Annotated in this window: 20 protein-coding genes; 8 read left to right on the top strand and 12 right to left on the bottom strand. The window is 71.3% G+C overall.

Features of this window, described 5'->3' with window-relative positions:
* Positions 1–4: 4 nt before the first annotated feature.
* The 3 genes from ACFY29_RS01685 to ACFY29_RS01695 all read right to left on the bottom strand — a co-directional run bounded on the left by ACFY29_RS01685 (position 5) and on the right by ACFY29_RS01695 (position 1338).
* Positions 5–334 (bottom strand): hypothetical protein, encoded by a 330-nt coding sequence (locus tag ACFY29_RS01685; protein WP_386982501.1) that lies wholly within the window; start codon positions 332–334, stop codon positions 5–7.
* A complete protein-coding gene (locus ACFY29_RS01690; protein WP_386982503.1) occupies positions 331–744 on the bottom strand; it encodes a YbaB/EbfC family DNA-binding protein in 414 nt (137 codons plus the stop codon). Before ACFY29_RS01690 ends, ACFY29_RS01685 begins: the two co-directional genes overlap by 4 nt.
* 108 nt (positions 745–852) lie before the next feature.
* Positions 853–1338, bottom strand: a complete 486-nt coding sequence (locus ACFY29_RS01695; RefSeq protein WP_355606856.1) for a molybdenum cofactor biosysynthesis protein — start codon at positions 1336–1338, stop codon at positions 853–855.
* Between ACFY29_RS01695 and ACFY29_RS01700 the strand changes: the two genes are divergently transcribed.
* On the top strand, positions 1337–1465 hold the full coding sequence (locus ACFY29_RS01700; RefSeq protein WP_386982505.1) for a hypothetical protein: 129 nt from the start codon (positions 1337–1339) through the stop codon (positions 1463–1465). The genes ACFY29_RS01695 and ACFY29_RS01700 overlap by 2 nt on opposite strands.
* 2 nt (positions 1466–1467) lie before the next feature.
* Here ACFY29_RS01700 and ACFY29_RS01705 read toward each other — a convergent pair whose 3' ends face one another.
* Positions 1468–3570, bottom strand: a complete 2103-nt coding sequence (locus ACFY29_RS01705; RefSeq protein WP_386982507.1) for a PQQ-dependent sugar dehydrogenase — start codon at positions 3568–3570, stop codon at positions 1468–1470.
* Between the two features lie 37 nt (positions 3571–3607).
* Positions 3608–4564, bottom strand: a complete 957-nt coding sequence (locus tag ACFY29_RS01710) for a LamG-like jellyroll fold domain-containing protein (RefSeq protein WP_386982509.1) — start codon at positions 4562–4564, stop codon at positions 3608–3610.
* Positions 4565–4696: 132 nt separating this feature from the next.
* On the opposite strand from ACFY29_RS01710, the gene ACFY29_RS01715 reads away from it, so the two are divergent.
* The 4 genes from ACFY29_RS01715 to ACFY29_RS01730 all read left to right on the top strand — a co-directional run bounded on the left by ACFY29_RS01715 (position 4697) and on the right by ACFY29_RS01730 (position 7710).
* Positions 4697–5731: a LacI family DNA-binding transcriptional regulator gene (locus tag ACFY29_RS01715; RefSeq protein WP_355606844.1), complete on the top strand. Its 1035-nt coding sequence runs from the start codon at positions 4697–4699 to the stop codon at positions 5729–5731.
* A gap of 163 nt (positions 5732–5894) precedes the next feature.
* Positions 5895–6071 carry a hypothetical protein gene (locus tag ACFY29_RS01720; RefSeq protein ID WP_328415975.1) on the top strand — a complete coding sequence of 59 codons (177 nt, stop codon included), beginning with the start codon at positions 5895–5897 and terminating at the stop codon, positions 6069–6071.
* 92 nt (positions 6072–6163) lie between these two features.
* Positions 6164–6568 (top strand): hypothetical protein, encoded by a 405-nt coding sequence (locus ACFY29_RS01725; RefSeq protein WP_386982512.1) that lies wholly within the window; start codon positions 6164–6166, stop codon positions 6566–6568.
* Positions 6569–6693: 125 nt separating this feature from the next.
* Positions 6694–7710 (top strand): methyltransferase, encoded by a 1017-nt coding sequence (locus tag ACFY29_RS01730; protein WP_386982514.1) that lies wholly within the window; start codon positions 6694–6696, stop codon positions 7708–7710.
* A gap of 81 nt (positions 7711–7791) precedes the next feature.
* On the opposite strand, the gene ACFY29_RS01735 is transcribed toward ACFY29_RS01730, so the two are convergent.
* On the bottom strand, positions 7792–8643 hold the full coding sequence (locus tag ACFY29_RS01735) for an alpha/beta hydrolase (protein ID WP_328415970.1): 852 nt from the start codon (positions 8641–8643) through the stop codon (positions 7792–7794).
* A gap of 154 nt (positions 8644–8797) precedes the next feature.
* Between ACFY29_RS01735 and ACFY29_RS01740 the strand changes: the two genes are divergently transcribed.
* Positions 8798–9664 (top strand): metallophosphoesterase family protein, encoded by an 867-nt coding sequence (locus ACFY29_RS01740; protein ID WP_386982516.1) that lies wholly within the window; start codon positions 8798–8800, stop codon positions 9662–9664.
* A gap of 62 nt (positions 9665–9726) precedes the next feature.
* On the opposite strand, the gene ACFY29_RS01745 is transcribed toward ACFY29_RS01740, so the two are convergent.
* The 4 genes from ACFY29_RS01745 to ACFY29_RS01760 form a co-directional block, all read right to left on the bottom strand.
* Positions 9727–12111 (bottom strand): discoidin domain-containing protein, encoded by a 2385-nt coding sequence (locus ACFY29_RS01745; protein ID WP_386982518.1) that lies wholly within the window; start codon positions 12109–12111, stop codon positions 9727–9729.
* A 158-nt stretch (positions 12112–12269) separates the two neighbouring features.
* A complete protein-coding gene (locus tag ACFY29_RS01750) occupies positions 12270–13523 on the bottom strand; it encodes a YeiH family protein (RefSeq protein ID WP_386982520.1) in 1254 nt (417 codons plus the stop codon).
* The gene (locus tag ACFY29_RS01755) at positions 13523–13669 is read right to left on the bottom strand and encodes a hypothetical protein (protein WP_328415962.1); all 147 of its coding nucleotides are present in this window, start codon (positions 13667–13669) and stop codon (positions 13523–13525) included. Before ACFY29_RS01755 ends, ACFY29_RS01750 begins: the two co-directional genes overlap by 1 nt.
* Positions 13670–14072: 403 nt before the next feature.
* Positions 14073–15956 carry an adenylyl cyclase gene (locus tag ACFY29_RS01760; protein ID WP_386982522.1) on the bottom strand — a complete coding sequence of 628 codons (1884 nt, stop codon included), beginning with the start codon at positions 15954–15956 and terminating at the stop codon, positions 14073–14075.
* A 507-nt stretch (positions 15957–16463) separates the two neighbouring features.
* Here ACFY29_RS01760 and ACFY29_RS01765 point away from each other — a divergent pair.
* Positions 16464–17489, top strand: a complete 1026-nt coding sequence (locus ACFY29_RS01765; RefSeq protein ID WP_386982524.1) for an LPXTG cell wall anchor domain-containing protein — start codon at positions 16464–16466, stop codon at positions 17487–17489.
* A gap of 112 nt (positions 17490–17601) precedes the next feature.
* On the opposite strand, the gene ACFY29_RS01770 is transcribed toward ACFY29_RS01765, so the two are convergent.
* Positions 17602–18357, bottom strand: coding sequence for an alpha/beta fold hydrolase (locus ACFY29_RS01770; RefSeq protein ID WP_355613037.1), 756 nt, complete (start codon positions 18355–18357; stop codon positions 17602–17604).
* 59 nt (positions 18358–18416) lie between these two features.
* Between ACFY29_RS01770 and ACFY29_RS01775 the strand changes: the two genes are divergently transcribed.
* Complete coding sequence (locus ACFY29_RS01775) at positions 18417–21455, top strand: BTAD domain-containing putative transcriptional regulator (protein WP_386982527.1); 3039 nt, start codon at positions 18417–18419, stop codon at positions 21453–21455.
* 7 nt (positions 21456–21462) lie between these two features.
* On the opposite strand, the gene ACFY29_RS01780 is transcribed toward ACFY29_RS01775, so the two are convergent.
* Entirely contained in the window at positions 21463–22017 is a 555-nt protein-coding gene (locus tag ACFY29_RS01780) for a dihydrofolate reductase family protein (protein WP_386982529.1), read from the bottom strand.
* Positions 22018–22045 lie beyond the last annotated feature (28 nt).

Consider the following 22045-nt stretch of genomic DNA (forward strand, 5'->3'; position numbering starts at 1 on the left):
TCCGCTACCCCAATCCGCCGGCCAGCGAGCGCATCGTGCCCGCGCCGTCCTCGTCGACCCGGTCGTACGCGTCGGCCATGGTGGTCAGATCGCCACCGGCCGAGCCGATCTCCTCCGCCGCGATCCCGATGCAGTCGAAGACGTACGCGGCGACACCGGTGTAGGCGACCCCGATCAGCGAACCGATGTCGTCGGCCCCCCACGGCTCGCCGTAACCGGCCATCCGCGCCTCGAAGCCGTCCAACTCGTCGAGGAACCGGCTGGCGACATCGGAGACGGTCCCGCCGGCGTCGCGCATCGACTGCGGCTCCACCTCGAAGCCGTCGCCGCTCATTTCGGGCCGCCCCGGACCATCCGCTCCTGCGCATCGGTCAGCGCCTGGAGGAACGACCCCAGGCGCGGCACCGCCGTGTCCCGGACCTCCGCCAACTGCTCCCGCAACTGCGTCAGGTCACCGACCTGCGGGGGCACCGTGGCACCCCGCATCGCGTCGATCGCCGCGTTGACAGCGGTGGTGATGTGCTCGGTCAGCTCCACCGAACCGAGCCGCATCAGTCGGGGCTCCACCCAGAGCGAGTGCAGCCGACCGTCCGGGCCCAGCTCGGCGCGGACCTGACCGTCCGCTGCCTCGCCGGCCGGCGGGTCGGCCGGTACGTCGTCGGTCGGAGCGCTGACCGCCGCCAGCGCCTGCATCGTCGCGTCCAACATGCGGCTGAAGTCGCCGCTGACCGGATCCGCCGCCATGTGCCCTCCCCAAAGGCCGAACGGGCCGAGCCTAACCGACGGGTACCACGGCTTCACCCGGCCCGGCCGACCCTGGACACCATCATGGACGGATGACGCTCGCCGGCACTAGGACGCGGGTGCCCGCTCGATGGTGACGTCGACCGGCCCGATGCGCAGGGTGCCGTCGGTGAGTGGTGTGCAGCGGATGCCGCCGGTGGTGCGCAGCGCCTTCCACGCCCCCGGGCCGACCGTGACGTCCATCCACGCGCACGGCCGGGCGGCCCGGTTGACCCGCAGGCTGACCGGACCGTCACCGGAGTCCAGGACCAGCACCTTGCCGATCAGCTCGTCCACCGCGATGCCGGTGGTGAGGACGTTGCGCCGGACCTCCGCCAGGCCGACGCCGGGTGGCAACGACTCCCGGGCGATCACCGTCACGCTGGCGTCGCGGTGCGCGGGCTGGCCGAAGTACCGGTCGCCGACGATGCCGAGGCCGGCCCGGATCCGGACCACGTCGACCAGCTCACCGGGCGGGGCCGGCGCCGGGCCGTCGGTGGGCCGGCCCAGGAAGCGGTGCACGGGCGAGGCCAGCAACTCGACGATCTGCGGCATGGACGGATTCTACGAACCGGACGGCACCCTCCGGGCCGGCTCGGCGGACCCGGCCGTCGGTGGCCCCGCGGCCGGTGGTCGTGACGGTGGGGACGGCGACACGGGCGCCGCCGTCCCCGCGCGATGAGGTCAGGCCGGAGTGCCGGTGACGGTCAGGTTCCGCAGTCGGCCCACGTTGTCGAACGAGCCGAAGCCCACCCGCCCGGAGCCGAACGTGGTGTCCTTCGCGGTCATCAGCGGGTCCCGGTGCCCGTCGACGTAGACCGCGATCTCGCCGGTGGCCGGCAGGTGGACGACCCGTACGCGGTGCCAGTCGGCATCGGTGATCGCCGGGTTGGCGCCACGGGACCGGCCGTTCCACTGGTGGTCGATGCGCTCCCGGTCGGCATTGTTGACCTTGAAGATCCCGTTGTGCGGATAGATCGTGTTGTCGGTGGAGAGGTGGCCGTAGTAGAACTCGGTGTCCGAGCGCCAGCCGAAGACGATGATCACGTCCCGGTTGCTGACCTCCACCGGCGTGTCGAGCCGTACCCGCGCCTCGACCTCGACCGCCGACCACTCCGGACCGCCGGTCAGTACGGCGTACTCGAACGGCCGGCGCGGCCCGGGCCGGCTGACTCCGGCCTCGGCGAGGATGACCTGGTCGCGGGTGAACTGCCACTTCGCCGGGGTTACCGGCGCCCAGTTCGAGGCCCCCGCGGTGCGGCGCAGGGTGGTGTTCCCGACGTCGCCGCTGGCGAAGACCCGGGTGCCGGTGACCTTCCAGATCTTTCCGTTGGCCTTGGCGACCACATAGAGCTCACCGGCGGCGTCGGTGCCGAAGCGCAGGTCGACGCGGTTGGGGTCACCGGGGGCGCCGGGCCCCGACAGGTCCCGCATCCGGACCGGGCTGCCGGCGGTGTCGAACAGGGCAAGCTGGTGGATCGGGGCCAGGCCCCGGCCGCGACGCATCTCGTTCGCCTCGGTGTAGAGCACCCGGCCGTCGACCAGGTCACCGAAGACGTACTTCCCGCGCAGCGCGGGCAGGGCGCGACCCCGGTAGACGAACCCGCCGGCCACCGCGACGCCGACGTCGGCGCTGCAGTTCCAGCCCGCGGCGGGGTCGTGGTCGTACGCGGCGACCGGGTACGTGTACCCGTACTGGTCGTCGTCGGCGGGCAGCGGGAACAGCCGGTCGCAGGGGTTCGTGGCCGTCTTGTCGAAGACGAAGGAGCCCTCGCGCTCGCTCCAGCCGAAGTTGTCGCCGGCGCGCACCTCGTAGATCGCCTCGATGGCGTGCTCACCGATGTGCCCGAGGTACATCCGCCCGGTCGCCCGGTCCCAGCTGAAGCGGTGCGGGTCGCGGAAGCCCAGGGCGTAGATCTCACCGAGCGCGCCGGCCCGGCCGACGAACGGGTTCGTGGCGGGGATGCCGTACCGCCCGTTGCCGGAGGTGGTGCCGCGCGGATCGATCCGCAGCAGCTTGCCGTGCGGCACGCCCAGGTTCTGCGGGTCGGTGTTGCGCACACCCAGGCCACCGTCGCCGACCGCGAGGTACAGCAGGCCGTAGTCGGCGTCGTGGCGCTTCGCGGTGGGATTGAAGTTGATCTCCTGGATGCCGTGCACCTGGCCGCCGAAGCCGATGCGCAGCACCTCCCGCCGGGTACCGGCGAACGTGTCGGCGGCCGGGTCGGTCGCCGTCCACTCGGTGATGACACCGTGGTAGATCGTGCCGGGCTGGGCGTAGTCCGGCGGCGTGGTCGCCGCCGAGGCCGACTCGGTGTGGATGGTGTAGAACCGGCCGTTGGCGCCGAACTCCGGGTGGAAGGCGACGTACCCGAAGCCCTGGCCCAGGCCACGGCCGGAGAAGAACTGCGGCGCGAACGTCGCCGCCATGTCGAGGTAGACGTGCGGCACGCCACCCTCGACCAGGTAGAGGCTGCCGTTCAGGTCGGGCACGGCGCGCCGGCCGGAGCCGTCGGGCACCTCCATGATGGTGTTGATCCGGGCGGTGCGCATGAGCCGCTGATCGGTCGGGGCCGGGTTGGGGTACGACTGCGGGAAGCTGGCGTACTCGCTGAGGACCAGCCCGAGCCGCGACTGGATCGGCATCTCGGGGACCGGGTCGTAGACCGCCCCGGCGGCCTGGGCGGGCGTCGCGAGCAGGGTGGACAGGACCAGCACGAGGGCGGTGAGGCCGGCCGTCAGTACGGGTCTGCGGATCCTGCGGGCGCTGTCGTGGAGGGTGAGCACGCGTGTCTCCTTCTCGGTGGGACGGTGCCGAGGGTGGTCAGCGGGCCAGGTGGCGGTACTGCCTCCGCACGTCGCTCGCGGAGACCACGCCGTCGAGGAACATCAGGCCGTCCATGCGGCAGTCGCACGGATTGCGCTCCAGCGTGTCCTGGGGGAAGCTTCCGCCGATCTTGATGCCCCGGGGGTCGGAGGCGGTGGTCACGTGCGGGCCGGGCCCCGACACGAGCCACGGGTCGTCGGTGCGCGTGTAGAAGCCGTCCACCGGTTCGCCGTTGCGGTAGAGGGCGAGGGCGCCGGTGGCGAAGTCGAAGGTGGCGGCGAGGTGCACCCACTCCCCTTCCGGCAGCAGGTCCCGCCAGTCCTGGCTGGCGGCGAACGTCTGCGAGTTGCCGCCGTCGAGCCGCCGGCCGAGCGCGACCAGCCGCAGCTCCCCGTTGACGTCGATCAGCTCCAGCAGGGCCCGGACGCCGTGGCCGTCGGAGTCGCCTGTCAACACTCCGGCCAGCCCGATGGCGTTGAAGCGATCGTTCGGGTCGGCGGTGGTGGAGTTGGGCAGCGGGCTGTCCATCTGCAGCTTGAACCAGCCCATCACGGTGGTGCCGGCGGTGGCGTTGAAGGCGCGGAGCGTCCGCACCCCGCTGGCCGACCAGGTGCCAGCCTTCCAGTCGTCGTTGCCGGCCACCGCCGGGTCGACCTGCCGGGTCTGCAGCGCCCTGCCGCTGCCCCGGTAGGCGTGGTCGGCCACCCGCATGGCGGGACCGCCGTTGATCAGCTCGATCTCGGTCCCGGAGCGACCCTGGTCGCGCTCCAGCGCGGGGTCGCCCGGCACCGGGTGGTCGAAGTCGTACGCGGCGACCAGGTGCGCTCGCAGGGCCGGGTGGACATCGGACGGATGGTTCCGGTCCGCCTGTGCCGGTGGCGCCCCCGTGCCGGTCAGCACGCCGACCGCCAGGAGGGAGACGGTGGCGACGGCGGCTCTTCTGGCCCTGGACATCGCGTTCACCTCATTTCGCGGCACGCCGGTGCCGACTAACGTAAGCGCTTACGTAAGCGCTTACGTACCCTAGGCTTCGACAATCGTCACTGGCAAGAGATCAGGTGACATGGATGTTCCAGGGAGTTGCGGATGCCCAGGGCAGGCCAGCGACCTCGGCTCGTGGACGTGGCGGACCGCGCCGACGTCTCGCTGGCGACCGCCTCCCGGGCTCTCGCCGGCCGCGAGGGGGTCAGCGCGGAGGTGGCCGACCGGGTCCGGCAGGTCGCCCGCGAGCTGGGGTACGTCGCCAACCCGTACGCCCGCACCCTCGCCAGCGGCGCCAGCTCCACGGTGGGGTTGATCGTCCACCAGGTCGACGACCCGTACTTCTCCGAGATCGCCAGCGGGGTCATCCAGGTCGCCGCCGAGCAGGGGCTGCTGGTGCAGATCTGTCAGTCCGGTCGGGACCCCGACTACGAGCTGCAACAGCTCCGCCATCTCATCGCCCAGCGGGTCGGCATCATCCTGATCAGCGGCTCAGGGTACGACGACCCGCGGGTGGAGGCCGAGGCCCGCGCCGAGCTGGCGGCGTTCCAGGACCACGGCGGCCGGGTCGCCGCCATCGGGCGGCACGCGCTCGGCGTCGACGCCGTCCTGCCGGACAACGAGGCCGGCGGCCGGGCGCTCGCCCAGCACCTGGTGGATCTCGGCCACCGGCGGATCGCGGTCGCCGCGGGCAGTGCCGGTCTCACCACGGTCGCCGACCGGCTCGCCGGTGTCTCGTCGGCGCTGCGGCAGCGCGGGTTGTCCCCGGCCGACCTCGCCGTCGTGCACGGCGACTTCACCCGCGGCGGCGGCCGGGCGGCCACCGAGCAGATCCTGAACGAGCACCCCGAGACGACCGCGATCATCGCGCTCAACGATGCGATGGCGATCGGGGTGCTGTCGACGCTGCGGTCGCGCCGCGTCCCGGTGCCCGAGCGGATGTCCGTCGTCGGTTTCGACGACGTCTCCGTGGCGGCCGATCTCGCGCCCAGCCTCACCACCATCCGGCTGCCGATGACCGAGATGGGTCGCACGGCGCTCACCCTCGCGCTCAAGCCCCGCTCGACGCGTCCCCGGCGTCGCGCCACCGGGCACCTGCTGGTCGTCCGCGACTCCACCGGCCCCGCGCCGGGCACCTGACCGGCGACAGACCGTCGGCCAGGTTCGGCGGCACGCGGCCCAGGCCGGGAGCAACCGCCGCCGTCGTCGGTCCGGTCGGTCCCGAACCGGCTGTTCCCGGCTCGCCCGCCGCCCCGCCCGCCTAGGGTGACTTCAGCAGCTCGCGAGCAGGGAGGAAACGGCGATGGACCCGACGACGGAGGTCCTGTTGGACGCGCTCAAGCGAGCCGCGGAGGCGCACGGCGAGTACGAGAAGGAGCTGGGTCGGACCGACCCGGACTGGCCGCAGTGGTACGCGCAGCACATGACCCGCACCCTGACCGAGGACGGCTACCGGCTCACCGGACCGAAGACCCCCTGAGCGTCGACCTCGGCCGGTGACCCGCTCGGCGCTGGCAGGATGGGTACGGGTGCTCATTCCCGAACCGCCCCGAGCGGGGGGATGATCTCCGGATGACAGCGATGAGGGGTATGCGCGCACTGCTCGGGGCCCTGTTCCTGGCGGCGGCCACGGTCGGGGTGTGGTTGCTCTGGCTGGGCTGGGACACCGAGTACACCGTCGACCCGGAGACCGGGTCGTCCAGCGGCCCGTACGCGCCGTGGCAGGTGATCGGCTGTGTGCTGACCCTCGTGCTGCTCGCCGCCCTCGCCGTCCGGCGGCTCAGTCCGTGGCTGGTGGCGCCGGTGATGACGGTGGCCTTCACGGTGCCCTGGTCGTGGCAGGCCGCGTCGACCGACGACAGCGGACTGTGGGCCGTCGGGGCGATCCTGGTGCTGGTCGGGATGGCGATCGGCAGCACGCTGGTGAGCCTCGGCGCACGCCGGGTCGGCCGTAGCCTGGCCGGCCGAACCCGCTAGCCGAGACATCCGGCAGCCCGCTGTGGTGGTGCTCGTCCACACGCCGCCCGGTCACGCTGATCCGGGGCTGATCGACCGCCGTCCGCCCATCGTGGACGGACGATATCTGTGATCTTATATTCGCCATGATCACTCCGACTCCCCTCATGAGCCTGGTGGCCGGCGTCTGGGGTTTCAAGACCCTCGCGGCCGGCGTTGAGCTCGGCCTGTTCACCCGACTCGCCGACGGCCGGACGATGACCGTCGGGCAGGCCGCCGCCGAGTTCGGGTTGGCCGATCGCCCGGCCGACCTGCTGTTGGCCGCGAGCGCCTCACTCGGGCTGCTGGAGAAGGCCGGTGACGGCTACCGCAACTCCGAGCTGGCCGAGCAGTTCCTGGTGGAGGGCCGCCCGTACTACTTCGGAGCCCAGGTCCGCTACTCCGACCTGCGTACCTACCTGCCCTGGCACCGCATCGGCGAGGCGCTGCGGACCGACCGGCCGCTGACCTGGGACCCGCAGGCCCAGGAGTCGATGTTCGACACCGCCGACCCGGAGATGCTGGCGCAGTTCTGGGACGCCATGTACTCCACGTCCAGCTTCACGGCCAGTGCGCTGGCCGAAGCGTACGACTTCTCGCCGTACCGCCGGCTGCTCGACGTGGGCGGCGGCGCCGGCGCGTTCCCGATCGAGCTCTGCCGCCGGCTGCCCGAGCTGCGGGCGACCGTGCTGGACCTGCCACACGTGTGCGTACGGGCCGAGGAGCGGATCGCGGGTGCCGGTCTGACCGCTCGGATCGGCGCGGTTGCCGGCGACTTCCTGACCGACCCGGCGCTACCGGGCGGACACGACGTCATCCTGCTCAGCATGATCCTGCACGACTGGGACGAGCCGACGAACCGGGCGCTGCTGGCCCGGTGCCACGCGGCGCTGCCGCCCGGCGGGGCGATCGTCGTCTGCGAGCTGCTGCTCAACGACGAGCGCACCGGGCCGCCGGAGGCTGCCCTGATGGGCATGAACATGCTGGTCGAAACCGAGGGCGGCCGGAACTACTCGGGCGCCGAGTACGCCGCCTGGCTCTCCGACGCCGGCTTCGTCGACGCCCGCACCGTGCCGTTCGACGCCCCCGGCGCCAACGGCGCCGTGGTGGCCCGCCGGGGCTGACCGCCGACGACACCCGGCCCCGCGGGGCCGGGTGTCACGGCGTCCTCGCGGCACTGGTGTCCGATCGGCTACCGGTACGGGTCAGGCGCGAGCCTTCGCCGGCTGCTTCATGAAGTCCATGATCGCCTTGTTGACGTCGTCGGCGTTGGTCCACGGGAGACCGTGCGGCGCGCCCTTGAGCGTGATGAGTTGGGACGTCGGCGTCATCGGCGCGAGCCGCTGGCCGGTCACCGGGTAGGGCAACACGTTGTCCTTGTCGCCCTGCACGATCAGCAGCGGCACGTCGATCTTCGGCAGATCGGGACGGAAGTCCTCCTGCCAGGCGTCCACGCTGTCATGGGTGCCCTTGGCGGAGGCCATCGCACCGATCTGCCAGTGCGCCCGGTACGCCTCCTCGCTGACCAGCTTGCCCTTGTTCTCGCTGTAGTTGAAGAACGCGTCGCAGAACTGGGTCAGGTAGGCGAAGCGGTCCTTGATGATGGCCTGCTGGAAACCCTTGAAGAGGCTCGGGTCAACGCCTTCCGGATTGTCCTTGGCTTTGGCCAGCATTGGTTGCAGCGGGCTGACCACCACGGCCCGGCTCACCCGCTGCGAGCCGTAGTTGCCCAGGTAGCGGATCACCTCGCCGGTGCCCATCGAGTGACCGATCAGGGTCGCGTCGCGCAGATCCAGTTCGGTCATCAGCACGTCGAGGTCCGCGGCGAAGGTGTTGTAGTCGTACCCGAATGCCGGCTGGGCGGAGTTGCCGAAACCGCGCCGATCGTAGGTGATCGTCCGGTATCCGGCGTTCAGCAGCGCGGTGGTCGACTTCTCCCAGGTCGCCCCGTTGAACGGGAAGCCGTGGATCAGCACCACTGGCTTACCGGACCCGTGATCCTCGTAGTACAGGTCGATGGGTGCGGAATTTTCCGTTCCCACGGTGATGAAAGGCATGTTTCACTCCTGCTCCGGTTCGGCTGTCGGACGCCAGCGCTTTCCCGGGCGGTCGACGGATATGCCGACCACCGGAGTGCCCGCCGCCAGGTGTGGCGCGACACGGACCGGACAGGGGTGTCCCGACCGGGCCGCGCCGGCCTAGCCTCGGGGCGTGAGTCATCCGCCCCGGCTGCGGGCCGTCAGCGACCTGCACGTCGGCTATCCGGAGAACCGCTCGTTCGTACGGGAGCTGCGCCCGGACAACGACGGCGACTGGCTGCTCGTCGCCGGCGACGTGGCTGAGCGGTTCGCCGACATCGAGTGGGCGCTCGGGCTGCTCAGCAGTCGGTTCGCGAGAGTGGTCTGGGCGCCGGGCAACCACGAGCTGTGGACACCGCCCGACGATCCGGTGCGGCTGCGCGGCGAGGAGCGCTACCGCGAGCTGGTACGGCTGTGCCGGCGGTTGGGTGTCGTCACCCCGGAGGACCCGTACCCGGTGTGGGACGGCGACGGCGGCCCGGCCACGATCGCCCCGCTCTTCGTGCTCTACGACTACACGTTCCGGGTGCCCGAGGCGAGCACCAAGGAGCAGTCGCTGGCGTTGGCGTACGAGGCCGGGGTGGTGTGCACGGACGAGGCGCTGCTGCACCCCGATCCCTACCCGAGCCGGGAGGCGTGGTGCGACGCCCGGGTCGTCGAGACCGAGCGCCGGCTGGCCGAGCGCGACCCGGCCCTGCCGACCGTGCTGGTCAACCACTACCCGCTGGTACGCGAACCCACCGACGTCCTGTGGTTCCCGCAGTTCGCCCAGTGGTGCGGCACCGTCCGTACCGGAGACTGGCACCTGCGCTTCGGCGCGGCCACCGTGGTCTACGGGCACCTGCACATTCCCCGGACGACGTTCCACGACGGCGTACGTTTCGAGGAGGTCTCCCTCGGCTACCCGCGCGAGTGGCGGCGGCGCGGGCCGGTGCCGAACCCGGTGCGCACCATCCACCCGGCGGACGACCTGCGCCGGATGCAGCTACCGGCGGGCTGACACACACCATCGCGACCGGGGGGCGGCCGCCGGTCCTCGCCGGTGGCCGCCCCCGCTCGCGGTCAGCTCGTGTAGACCTCCAGTGCCGCCAGTTGCCCGGCCGGCCAGCCCGTGTTGCCGGTGACGGTGATCCGCAGGTAGCGGGTCTGCGCGGCGGTGAACGTGAGCGTCACCTGGTTCCCGGTGGCCGGGTTGAAGGTGCGCCCGGCCGCCGCGACCAGCGTGCCGAAGCTCGCCCCGTCGGTGCTGCCCTGCACCGCGAGGGTCTGCGTCCGGGTGGCCCAGGCCGCCGCCGGTGGCAGCTTGAGCACCACGCGCCCGACCGTGCGCGCCGCGCCCAGGTCGACCTGGACCCACTGCGGGAAGGCGTTGTTGACGCTCTCCCAGTAGCTGTTCGGGTCGCCGTCGACCACGTTGCCCGATCCGTAGCTCTGGGTGTGGCCGCTCTCTGCGGTGGGCCGACCCCGGGCGAGGTCCGCGTTGGCCGGGGCGTCCGTGGTGACCGTGACCGCGTTCGACGGGGCGGAGGTGTTGCCCGCGGTGTCCCGCGCGGTAACCGTGAAGCTGTATCCGGTGGACGGGCTGAGCCCGCTCACCGTCGCCGTGGTGCCGGTGACGGTGGCGACCACTGTGCCGCCCTGGCGTACCTGGTAGCCGCTCACCCCGGTGTCGTCGGTCGACGCCGTCCAGGCCAGTGACACGCTGGTCGCCGTCCGCCCGGTGACCGTGAGGCCGCTCGGCGCGGTCGGTGGGGTGTCCGGCCCGCCGGTCGCGGCGTACACCTCGACCTGGGCGAGTTGCCCGGCCGGCCAGCCGGTGTTGCCGCCGATGCTGAGCCGGACGTAGCGGACGGTGGTGGTCGGCACCGTGCGGGTGACAGTGTTGCCGGTCGCCGGGTCGAAGGTGAACCCGGCGGCCGGGGTGATGGTGGCGAAGGAGCCGCCGTCGGTGCTGCCCAGCACGGTGATGGTCTGGGTACGCGTCTCCCAGCCGGCGGGCAGCCGTAGTACGAGCCGACCGACCTGGTGGCTGGCGCCCAGGTCGACCTGCCACCAGTGCGGGAAGCCGCCGTTGCCGCTCTCCCAGTAGCTGGCGGCGCTGGAGTCCACCGCGTTCGACGCCGGGAACGGGCCGTTCTGGCTGCTCGCGGAGGCGGGCCGGCCGGCGGCCAGGTTCCCGCCGGTCGGCGGGCCACCGAGCATCGGCTGGGTGGGGCGTACGGGGGTGAGAGCGAGCTGCCCCTTGAGCATCCGTCCGCCGTCGGCGGTGATGCGGAGGTAGTAGTCGGAGGAGCAGGCCACGCCGTCCTCGTCCAGGGCCCGGATGTTCGCGCCGGCCGGGGTGGTGGCCTGGGTCTCGGAGGTCTTGGCGATCTGGTTGCCCTCGTTGTACTCGTCGAACATGGACACATACAGGCCCTGGGAGCCGAGCCGGACCATGTTGTAGATGTGCCGCCAGTAGAAGTCGCCGTGGCGGCGATGCCCTCCGGCGAGGTCACCGGGCATCACGCAGGGCTGGTAGTCGATGCCGCGCGCCACGCAGTCGGCCATGTCGGGGATGTTGACGTTGTTGTAGTACGAGTCGAGCCCCTCCAGGGTGGTGGTCCGGTAGACCATCCAAGGCGAGATCATGTTGAACGCGTGGTAGACGTCGAGGAAGCCGGGGCGGGAGTCCTCGATCCCCTGGCGCCACCAGGTGGGCACGCCACCGATGACGTAGCAGCCCTGCGCCTTGAACCAGTTGACGACCTCCAGGCAGGGCCCCGGGGTGAAGGGCCGGCTGGGTTCGCTGAAGCCGAAGCCCCAGATGCAGACGACCGGCTTGCCGTTCTGCCGGGCGTACGCGCTGGACGCGGTGTGCGCGGACATCTTGGTCGTCCAGTCGGTCTTGATCTCCGACTGCATGGTCAACCAGTCGGTGACGTCGTACATGATGTAGAACTTGCGGCCGTAGCGCTCGGCGGCCGAGCGGACCTTCTGCGTCATGGCGTCGCGGGTCGGCCCCTCGTCGCCCATCGGGTTGAACCGTTGCAGGGCGGCGGTGTCGCAGCCGTACTCCTGCATCCACCGGAAGTGGGTGTCCACCGTCTGCTGGTCGTAGGAGGAGAAGAGGGTGGCCGGCGAGCCGTTGCCGAGGTTGGGGTAGGCGGTCGGGTAGCTGCGGGTGTACTCGCGCATGTCCGGCCACGACACGATCGTGGTGTTGGCAGGCGAGGGCGGCTGGAAACGGTCACGGCTCCAGTGCCACCAGCCGCCGATGGGCGCCGAGTCGCCGGGGCAGCTGAACCAGCCCTGGTAGCCGACCGTCACCTTGCCGACCACGTCCCCGGGGGGACTGGCGGCGTGGGCCGGGCCGGCGAGGGTGGTGAGCAACTCGGTGGTGGAGGCGGCGGCGAGGGCGGACCCCGCCACCACCGACGTGACGAACCTGCGGCGGGAGACCGCCATGACGACCACTCCTTCGGGACGGAAGGCATTGACGGTCATCGTGGCAGTAGTGAAAGTGGACTCGCAAGAGTTCGACTGATCGATGAAAATATTGGTCAACGGGTCGGAAGGAAACGAGCACCCCGCCCCGCCGGGCGGTCCGGCGGGGCGAGGCCGACTCAGGCCGCGAAGTTGCGGAACAGCAGGGACGCCAGGCCGAGCGCCAACGCCAGGTTGAACACGGTGGCACTGGCGAACACCGCGACAGGCCGCCAGCCGGCCTCCCGCAGCGACGCGACCCGGACCTCCAGGCCGATGCTGACGAAGGCCAGGATGAGGAACCAGACGCGCAGGTCGTTGACGATGGCGATGGTGGCCTTGCCGTCCGCACCCGCCGCGTCGAGGTACCAGGTGGCGATGACCGACGCGGCAACGAATCCCAGGACGAACTTCGGGAAGCGCCGCCACAACTCCCCCAGCCCCGGTCGGGCCGCGCCGGGCTGACGCTCCACCCGCAACGTGAAGTACGCGGTGAGGGCGACGGCGACCACGCCCATCAGCGCGTTCTGGGTGACCTTGACGATGCTGGCGATCTGGAGCGCCTCCTCGCCGGCGAGCGCTCCGGCGGCGGTGACCGCGGCGGTGGTGTCGATGTTGCCGCCGATCCAGGCGCCGGCCACCGCGTCGGAGAGCCCGAACACGTCGGCCAGCCAGGGCAGGATGAAGATGGACGGCAGCGCGAAGACGATCACCAGACTCGCCGTGTAGGCCAACTGCTCGCGTCGCGCCCGGACGGCACCGGCGGCGGCGATCGCCGCGCTGACCCCGCAGATCGACACCGCCGAGGCGAGCAACGCGCGTAGCTTGTCGTCGAGCCCGAACCGGCCGGCCAGCCACCAGGTGAACAGGAAGACCCCGCTGATCAGCAGGATCGCCTGGGCGATCGCCGGGCCGGCGGCACTGGCGATGACGGCCAGGTTGATCGACGCCCCGAGCAGCACCAGACCGGTCTTGATGAAGAACTCGGTCCGGAACGCGGCGGCGATCCGGTCGCGCCACCCGAGCAGGGTGACGGCGACGTTGCCGAGCGGGCCGAGCAGGATCGCGTAGACCGGGTACTCGATCGCCGCCCCGATGTCCTCGACGGCGGTGCCCTCGGCCCACGAGGGGACGTTCTGCTCAAGGTAGCGGGTGAGCGCGGCGAGCCCCACCACGACCACCAGGCCGAGCGCCGTCCAGGCCCAGAACGTGCCGCCGCGCGCCACACCGGCGGGGCCGGCGGGGTCAACGGTCGACGGCGGCCCGCTGTCCGAGGCGGGCTCGACCGCGTCGGCGGGCACTTCGGCCGCGCGGGTGGCGTCGGTCGCGTCGGTCGCGCGGGTGGCGTCGGTCGTGCGGGGCTCATCGCCCGTGCGGGTCGCGTCGGTGGTCATCAGGGCACCAGCCCGGCGGGGATCGCACCGAGCAGGACGAGACCGAGCAGAACCAGACCGAGAATGGTCGCCACCCAGTCCTCGTTGAACGCGAGCCGGGACTCCCCCGCGGTTGGTGGGGTGGACGGTGACGGATCGGTGCTCATGACATACCTCCGAGGGGAAGGACCGATCCGGCCGTGACGGGATCGGGATGGGGGGCGGAACGCGGACGCGCGAGGACCTCGACGAGCGGGCGGGGTGGCGCCGGACACGGGTCGGCACGCCGAACATGGCAGCCGGGCCGGGCGGAGCGTGCGGGCAGCGACGGCGCTCAGTCGGTCGCCGTCGAGCTGGGACAGAGCTCGGAGGCGACCCGCATCAGGTCCACGACCCGACGGGAGGTGAGGAACGGACCGACCGGCATTCACCCATTTTCCTATCGGGACGATAGGAATTCAAGCCCACGGGAGTGGTTTCTCCATCCACCCGTCGACCCCACCCCCGCCGGACAGGCAGAGGGCCGGAGCCACACCGGCTCCGGCCCTCCGTCGGTACGCCCGACCTGCCCTACGGCAGCGGGTACTGCGCGAGGTAGACCGGCACGCCGACCTTGGTCATGTCGGCCGCGTCGCCCACGCCGTTCACCACGTGGTCGATCGTTCCGGCGCTGAGGTTGACGGTCATGATGTGGTGCAGCCGCACGCCCGGCCGGACCGGGACCTCGAAGCCGTTCTCGGTGTGGATCGACGGGTTGTTCTGGTTGAAGACGTAGACCCCGCCGCCGTACAGGGTGTGGTGGCGCACCCGGTCGCCGACCTTGTAGCCGGCCCAGCCCTCGACTGCGCCGTTCATCCAGTCGGCCTGCGTCGGCGGGTCGTACGGCAACTCGTTCTGGTAGAGGATCGTGGTGCCGTGCTCGCCATTCCAGACCGTGTTGTACCGCTGGAAGTGCTCGACGAAAAGGCCGGTGGCGGTCACATGGTCGCCGTTGATGACGGCGCCGTAGCGGCCGGTGTTGGTACGCCAGCGCTCCGTGTCGCCGTTGACGCCCTCGGTGAAGCCCTCGACGCCGTGGTCACCGCGCCACACCCACGTGTGGTCGATGAGCACGTTGTCGCTGTTGACCTCCAGCGCCGTGTTCGTCCGGCCGATGTGCGGGCCGCCGACCCGGAAGTAGACGTCGGACAGCGTGGTCGGATTGGCCGCGCTGCTGGCGTTGTGCCCGTGCTGCCGGCCCACCCGCAGCAGGACCGGCGACTCGACGCTGCCGGCGTCGATCGTGACGCCAGCGACGACCACGCCGGGCACGCCGGGCACGCCGGCAACGTCCAGCGGAATGGCGCCGTTCACCGCGGTGAGCGTGGCATGCCCGATGCCGAGCACCACCGTGTTGGGGCGCCGGACCTCGATGCTGCGGGCGATGTCGTACGTGCCGGGGGTGAGCAGCAGGTGCTTGCCGCGCGCGAGTTGGCTGTTGATGACGCGCACCGAGTCGGACGGCTTCGCGATGAAGAAGTCGCGGATTCCGATGGTCCGCCCCGCCGTCAGGCCGTCGGCCCAGGAGACGCCCCGGCTGTCCCGCTGCGCGGCGGGCACCCGGACGTTGTAGCCGCCCTTGGCGTCGACGAAGAGGTACGGCTTCTCCCGGCTCAGCGGGGTGGTCTCCAGCGTGGTGTACGGCGGGTCGGGGAAGGTGGCGTCGTCCGGAGCGCCCTCGACCCCGGCGAAGACCTGGTTCCACACCGCGTTGGACCAGCCGGCGACCTCACTGTTGCGGGTCAGCCACTGCTGCTGGGATCCGTTGGTGGTGGCCGGCAGTCGCGAGTCGGCGATGAAGCCGCCGCTGGCGAACTGGGGGCCGGCGGTGCAGTAGTCCATCAGCGACAGCCCGCCGCCGTTGATGTTCAGCCGACGCATCGATACCGCCTGGGACACCGCCCAGAAGTTCGCCGACGACCGGCAGCCGTCCTGGCCCGCCGCGTTGATGGTGAGCGAGAGATTGGACAGGGTGCGCCAGAAGTTGACCAGCGCGAGGCAGTTGCCGGTGCCGCCGTCCGCCAGGCAGCGGTTGTAGACCTCCAGCTTGCCGTTGACGCTGACGTCGGTGGGCGAGGCACCCAGACCGGAGACCTCGGTGTAGTAGCCGACCTTGGCCTGCAACGGCTGCTCCGCCGTGCCGTACGTGCCCGGCTTGAACAGGTAGGCGTGCCGCGCGGTGCCCATCTCGTTGTCGACCTGGCGGGCGTGCGCCGCGTCGAGGGTCTGCTGGATCTCGCTGATCGGCATGGCCGGGTCGAAGATCGTGACGTTGGGTCCGAAGTCCGGGGCGCCCTGCGTCGGCCGGCCGGCGCTGGCGGCGGTGCTGGTCATCGTGACGGCGGTGGTCAGCACCAGAGCGAGAATGAGGGTGCGTCCGGATCGCCGGCGCACCCGTCGGGGCTGGGTTGTCATGCGGTTCGTCCTCTCCGCTGGCCGGAGCGTGCTCCCGGCACAGCTGGGGCGTGAGAGCGCTCTCTGATCCCTCCGGCCGGAGGTTGGACCGGGACGAAGGGGTTGGCATGTTTCTACCTGGTAAATCGGCCGCACGCTATGACCCCGGCCCGCGAACTTCCGCCCGGGCGGGTGAGAATGGACGATGATGGTGGCGATGCGGGGAGTCGCCGACGCGGATCGACTCGTGCCCGCGTACAGCGAACGGGCCGGCATCGTCGCCACAGTCCGGCCACCGGCTGAACAACGCGTACACCGCTGACCAGGACCCGTAACAGGCAGGCGCGTCTCGCCACGGCGCACCGACCCACTGCTGGCCATCCGCGTCCGCCCTGCACGGCTACGGCGACCAAGTAGTGAACTCACCACGACGTCCACCATGTGGGGGATTCACGCCCGCTTGGCGTGACATGTTCTATTAGCGTTCGTTGCCCCCATTGTCACTGATCCACAACACGGGGGATTTACATGAGCGAGACCTCTGCGTCGCGCAGACGGGTTGGTATTCGTACGCGGCTGGGCGCCTTCGCGTTGCTGGCCGGCACCCTGCTGCTCACGGCAGGCTCGCCGGCTGTTGCCGCGCCGGAACCGCAGGTGTATCCGAAGCTGGAGCTGATCAAGACCGGAACCCCGGCCACCGGTCTGCAGGCCGGCGACAAGGTCACCTACACCTACACGGTGAAGAACCAGAGCACCGGCACGCACTACCCGATCACCAACATCACCGTCACCGACGACACGGTCACTGGCATCACCTGCAAGGACACCAAACAGTCGGCCACCGAGATCGAGCATGGTCTTGAGCTCGCGCCGGGAGAAAGCGCCACCTGCACCGGCAAATACACGGTCACCAGGGCGGACGTCAAGGCCGGCAAGGTGGTCAACACCGCCAGAGCGACCGGGCTGTTCCGCAAGGAGAGGGTAACGTCCAACAAGGCCGAATTCACCGTCACCACCAAGGCCAAGCGGGTGCAGGCCAGCCTGTCGATCGACAAGAAGGCCCGCGTCGAGTCGGACTGCCGCAAAAAGTGCGAGAACGACGGCTTCGCCTCCAAGGGTGACAAGATCTTCTACACCTACCGGGTGACCAACACCGGCACAGAGACCATCAAGAACGTCGCCGTCGACGACAAGACCGCCGGTCCGGTGGCCTGCAAGAACACTTGGCTGGCCCCGGGCACGAGCACCGACTGCCACGCCGTCCACCCCCACGTGGTGACGTGGGCGGACGTCAAGGCCGGCAAGGTGGTCAACACCGCCAGAGCGACCGGCACCTTCTACGACAAGAAGATCGTCTCCGACCCCGCCACCGTCACCGTCTGCATTCGGGACGGCAAGTTCGACCACCGGCACGACGGCAAGCACGACCAGGAGCTGCCGGTCACCGGCGACAACACCACCAACATCCTGTCCCTGGGTGGCGGCCTGCTGGCCGCCGGTGGTCTCCTGCTCGGGGCCAGTCGGCTGCGCCGCATGGTGCGCATCCAGGCCTGATCGGAAGGGCGACAAACTCCGGGCACCGCATGCGGTGCCCGGAGTTTGCCATTCTGAGGTGCTGTTCAGGAGCTCGCGGTACCAGTCGACTTCCCGACTGTGCTGGTCCTGGCTAGACCTCGTCCAGAAACTCGTCGATCATCGGGGCCAGCCAGTCGGCGCGCTGCGGGATCATCGTGTGGGTGGTGCCGGGCAGGATGGCCAGCCGGCACCCCGGCAGGCCGGTCAGGTCGCCGGGCACCGCGCCGCCGAGCAGCCGGAACATCCGCACCGCATGCTCGGGCTGCACGATGTCCGCGTCGGCCAGCACGATCATCGTGGGCGCGGCCAGCGCGCGGATCTGCTCGGTGGTCCACTGCGGCAGGTTCGCGTCCAGCACCTTCATCTTGGTGACCAGGTTGGCCCAGCCCGCCGGGTCCGGCGCGCTCCGCAGGTACTCCTCGTGGAACTCCGAGCCGTGCAGGTGCTCCGGTTGCAGGTCCTGGATTCCGTCGAGCAGCCCCGGGTGCAGGCCGGCGTCGTCGAAGCTCACCGAGGCGAGCACCAGCCGCCCGACCCGGTCGGCGTGATCGGTGCCGAGGCGCAGCCCCACCGCCGCGCCCATGCTCCAGCCGAACACGTCCGCCCGCCCGACGCCGAGGCGGTCCAGCAGCTCGACCACGTCGGTGGCGAAATGCTCCACGGTCAGCGGACGATCGAGGTCCGGTGTGCGACCGTGCGCCTGCAACTCGACGGCGATCACCCGCCGGGTCTTCGCCAGGATCGGCAGGATCGCGCCGAACGAGGTGCCGATGCCGGAGAGCGCCCCGTGGATCAGCACCAGGGGGCGACCCTCGCCGTTGCCGTGCTCTTCGTGGTGGATGTCCATGCCCACACGGTGCGCCGGAGCGCTTACGGCCGACTTCAGGTCGCCTTACCGCCGTTAGGATGATCGCCGTGCAGTTCGGGGTGCTCGGACCGCTCGCCGTCACCACCGACGCCGGCGAGCCGGTGGTGGTGCCCGGCACCAAGGTACGGGCGCTGCTGGCCGACCTGCTGACCAACCGCAACCAGGTGGTCTCGGCGGACCGCCTCATCGACGACCTGTGGGGCGCGGACGCCCCCGCGAACCCCACCGGCGCCCTTCAGGTGCGGGTGTCCCAACTGCGCAAGGCGCTCAACGACGCCGAGCCGGGCGCCCGCGAGCTGGTCGAGTCCCGGTCACCCGGGTACCTGCTGCGGGCCGGCGGGGTGGACGCCGACCGGTTCGCCGAGCTGACCCGGTGCACCGACGTCGACCGGCTGACCGAGGCCCTCGCGCTGTGGCGCGGCGACGCGTACGCCGACGTGGCCGACGCGGAGTTCGTCCGCGCGGAGGTCACCCGGCTGGCCGAGCAGCGTCTCGCCGTGCACGAGCGGCTGGCCGAGGCCCGGCTGGCCCGGGGCGAGCACGACCTGGCCGCCGCCGACCTCGCGGAGCTGGTCGCCCGGCACCCGCTGCGAGAGGGCCTTCGCGCGGTGCAGCTCCGCGCGCTGTACGCGGCCGGCCGCCAGTCCGAGGCGCTGGACAGCTACGCCGACCTGCGCGACCGGCTCGCCGACGAGCTGGGCCTCGACCCAGGGCCAGAGCTGGTCGCCCTGCACCGCAAGATCCTCGAACAGGACGCGGGTCTGAGCGCGCCGCCGAAGGCCGCGATCATCCGCAACAGCCTGCCGGCCCAGCTCGACGAGTTGGTCGGCCGGGCCGAGGCGCTGGCCGAGCTGCGTACCCTGCTGCCGCGGCAGCGGCTGGTCACGCTGGTCGGGCCGGGTGGCGTCGGCAAGACGCGGCTGGCCACCGAGGCGGCCCGCACGCAGTCCCTGCCGGACGGCGTCCAACTGGTCGAGTTGGCCCCACTGCCGGCCGGCGACCCGCGCGTCGCCGAGCAGGTGCTCGGCGCGCTGGACACCCGCGAGAGCGCCGGCACGAGCCTGTCGGCTGCCGATCGGCTCGCCGCCGCGCTGCGCCACAGACAACTACTGCTCGTGCTGGACAACTGCGAACACGTGATCGAGCCGGTCGCCGAGCTGGTGGCCCGACTGCTGCGGGACGCGCCCGGGGTGAGCGTGCTGGCCACCAGCCGGGAGCCGCTCGGTCTCACCGGGGAACTGCTCTGGGAGGTACCCCCGCTGTCCGTGCCGGAGGACGGCGACCTGGACGCGGTCCGGCGCTCGGCGGCGGCCCGGTTGTTCGCCGCCCGCGCCGCCGCGCAGCAGCGCGGTTTCCGCCTCGACGGGCGGACGGCGCCCGCGGTGGCCCAGCTCTGCCGCCGCCTCGACGGGCTGCCGCTGGCGCTGGAGTTGGCCGCGACCCGGGTGCGCTCCCTGGGCGTGCTGGGCGTGGTGGACCGGCTCGACGACCGGTTCCGGTTGCTCACCACCCAGCAGCGGGACGTGCCGCCGCGGCAACGGACGTTGACCGCGGTGATCGGCTGGAGCTGGGACCTGCTGGACGAGACCGACCGGCTGGTGCTGGCCCGGCTCGCGGTGTTCAGCGACGGCTGCACCCCGGAGGCCGCCGAGCAGGTCTGCCGGACCGATCTGGACACGCTGGCCCGGCTGGTCGACCGGTCGCTGGTGGTGCTGGACGACTCCGGCGTGGGCCCTCGCTACCGGCTACTCGAATCGGTTGCCGCCTTCTGCCTGGACCGGCTGACCGACGCCGACGAGGTACGCGCGCGGCACGCCGCGTACTACACGGAGCTGGCCGAACGCGCCGATCCGCTGCTGCGCGGCGGCGACCAGCAGCGGTGGCTGGCGCTGCTGGACGCGGAGACGGCGAACCTGCGGTCGGCGCTGGTCCACGGCGGCGGGCTGCGGCTGGCCATCGCGCTGAGCTGGTACTGGTATCTGCGCGGCCGGCTCACCGAGGCGCGACAGGCGCTGGCGATGCCCGACCCCGAGCACGAGTCCCGCGCCGCGGCCTGGCGGGTCGGTTTCGCGCTGTTGCAGGGCGACCCGATCGTGCCGGCCGAGCTCCGGGCCGCGCTGGCAGGCGACCCGGACGGGCGCGGCGCCTGGTTCGCGGCCACCGCGGTGATCGACCACAGCGACCTGGCCCTGGCATCGGAGCTGCTGCCCACCGCCGTCGCCGACCCGTGGACCGAGGCCGCGGTGCTCAGCTCCCGGGCCAAGATCGCGCACGCCAACGGTGACCAGGCAGCACTGGAGCACGCCGCGACCCGCAGCGCCGCGCTGTTCGCCAGCATCGGCGACCGGTGGGGCCGGCTCCAGGCGACCGAGTGGGTGGGTGGGCTGGCCGACATGCGCGGCGAGCATGAGCGCGCCGCCGCCCTGCACCGGGAGGGGCTGCGCTGGGCGGAGGAGCTGGCGCTGTGGCCGCAGGTGTGCAGCGAGCTGTCCTGGTTGGCCTGGCTGGCGGTGCAGACCCGCGACTACGCGCAGGGCCGGGAGCTGGCCGAGCGCGCGTACCAGCTCGCGGTGGAGCAGGCCTCACCCAGTGCGCTGGTCTTCGCGGAGATGAGCCTCGGGATGGCCGCCCGCCGCGACGGCAAGCTCGACGTGGCCGTCGCCCACCTCACCCACCTCGTCGAACAGGGCCGCGCGGAGACCCAGCCCGCGCTCTACCTGCCGATGATCCTGGTCGAGCTGGGCTACGCGGTCGAGCAGGGCGGCGACCCGGATGCCGCGCTGGCCCTGCACATCGAGGCGTTCGAGGCCGCCGTGGCGATCGCAACCCCCCGGGACGCCGTCAACACCCTGGAGGGGATGGCGTCGGCGGTGCGTTCCCCGGAGGTCGCCGCCCGACTGCTGGGCGCCGCGGCCGCCGCTCGGCTCGCCGCGCAGGCCCCGGCCGCCCCGGCGGAACGCGACGACACCGACCGGGTGGCAGCACGCGTGCTGGCTGCCCTGGGGCGGGAACGCTTCGACGCGCTGGTCGCCGAGGGCGCGAAGCTGAGCCCGGGCGAGGCCCGGGCTCAGCTCTGATCGGTGGTCAGCCGGCCGTCTTCGGCCGGTACGAGGCGATGATCACGCCGTTCTTGTGCACCCGGGTGTCGACCAGCTCGAACGACGCCTTGATGTCCGTCAGCGGCGTCGTCAGGCTGGGGCCGCCCTCCAGCACGGGGTGGATCCAGAACCGGACCTCGTCCACCAGGCCCGCCCGGACCAGCTGCGCGGTGACCGAGCCGTAGCCGTACTGGATGATGTCCTTGCCCTCCTGGGCCTTGAGCCTGGTGACCGCCTCGACCAGGTCGCCCTGGAGCACCTCCGTGTTGTTCCAGGTGGGGTTGGTCAGGGTGGTCGAGGCGACGTACTTCTTGACGTTGTTGAAGTACGCCGCGCCGGTGGTCGGGTCGTTCTCGTCCATGCTCGGCCAGGCGACGGACATGCCGTCGTAGGTGGCCCGGCCCATCAGCATCGCGTCCGCTGCGTTGGTCTGTTCGCCGGCGAGGCTGGCGGCCTCCTCTTCGAAGTACGGCGAGGTCCACATGGGGTTCTCGATGACGCCGTCGAGGGTGATGTAGGTCGAGTTGATGAGCTTGCGCATCGGGATCTCCTGGTTGTCGGTGGTGCTC

Origin of the sequence: Micromonospora sp. NPDC000668 (genome assembly GCF_042897975.1) — a bacterium.
Classification (GTDB): Bacteria; Actinomycetota; Actinomycetes; order Mycobacteriales; family Micromonosporaceae; genus Micromonospora.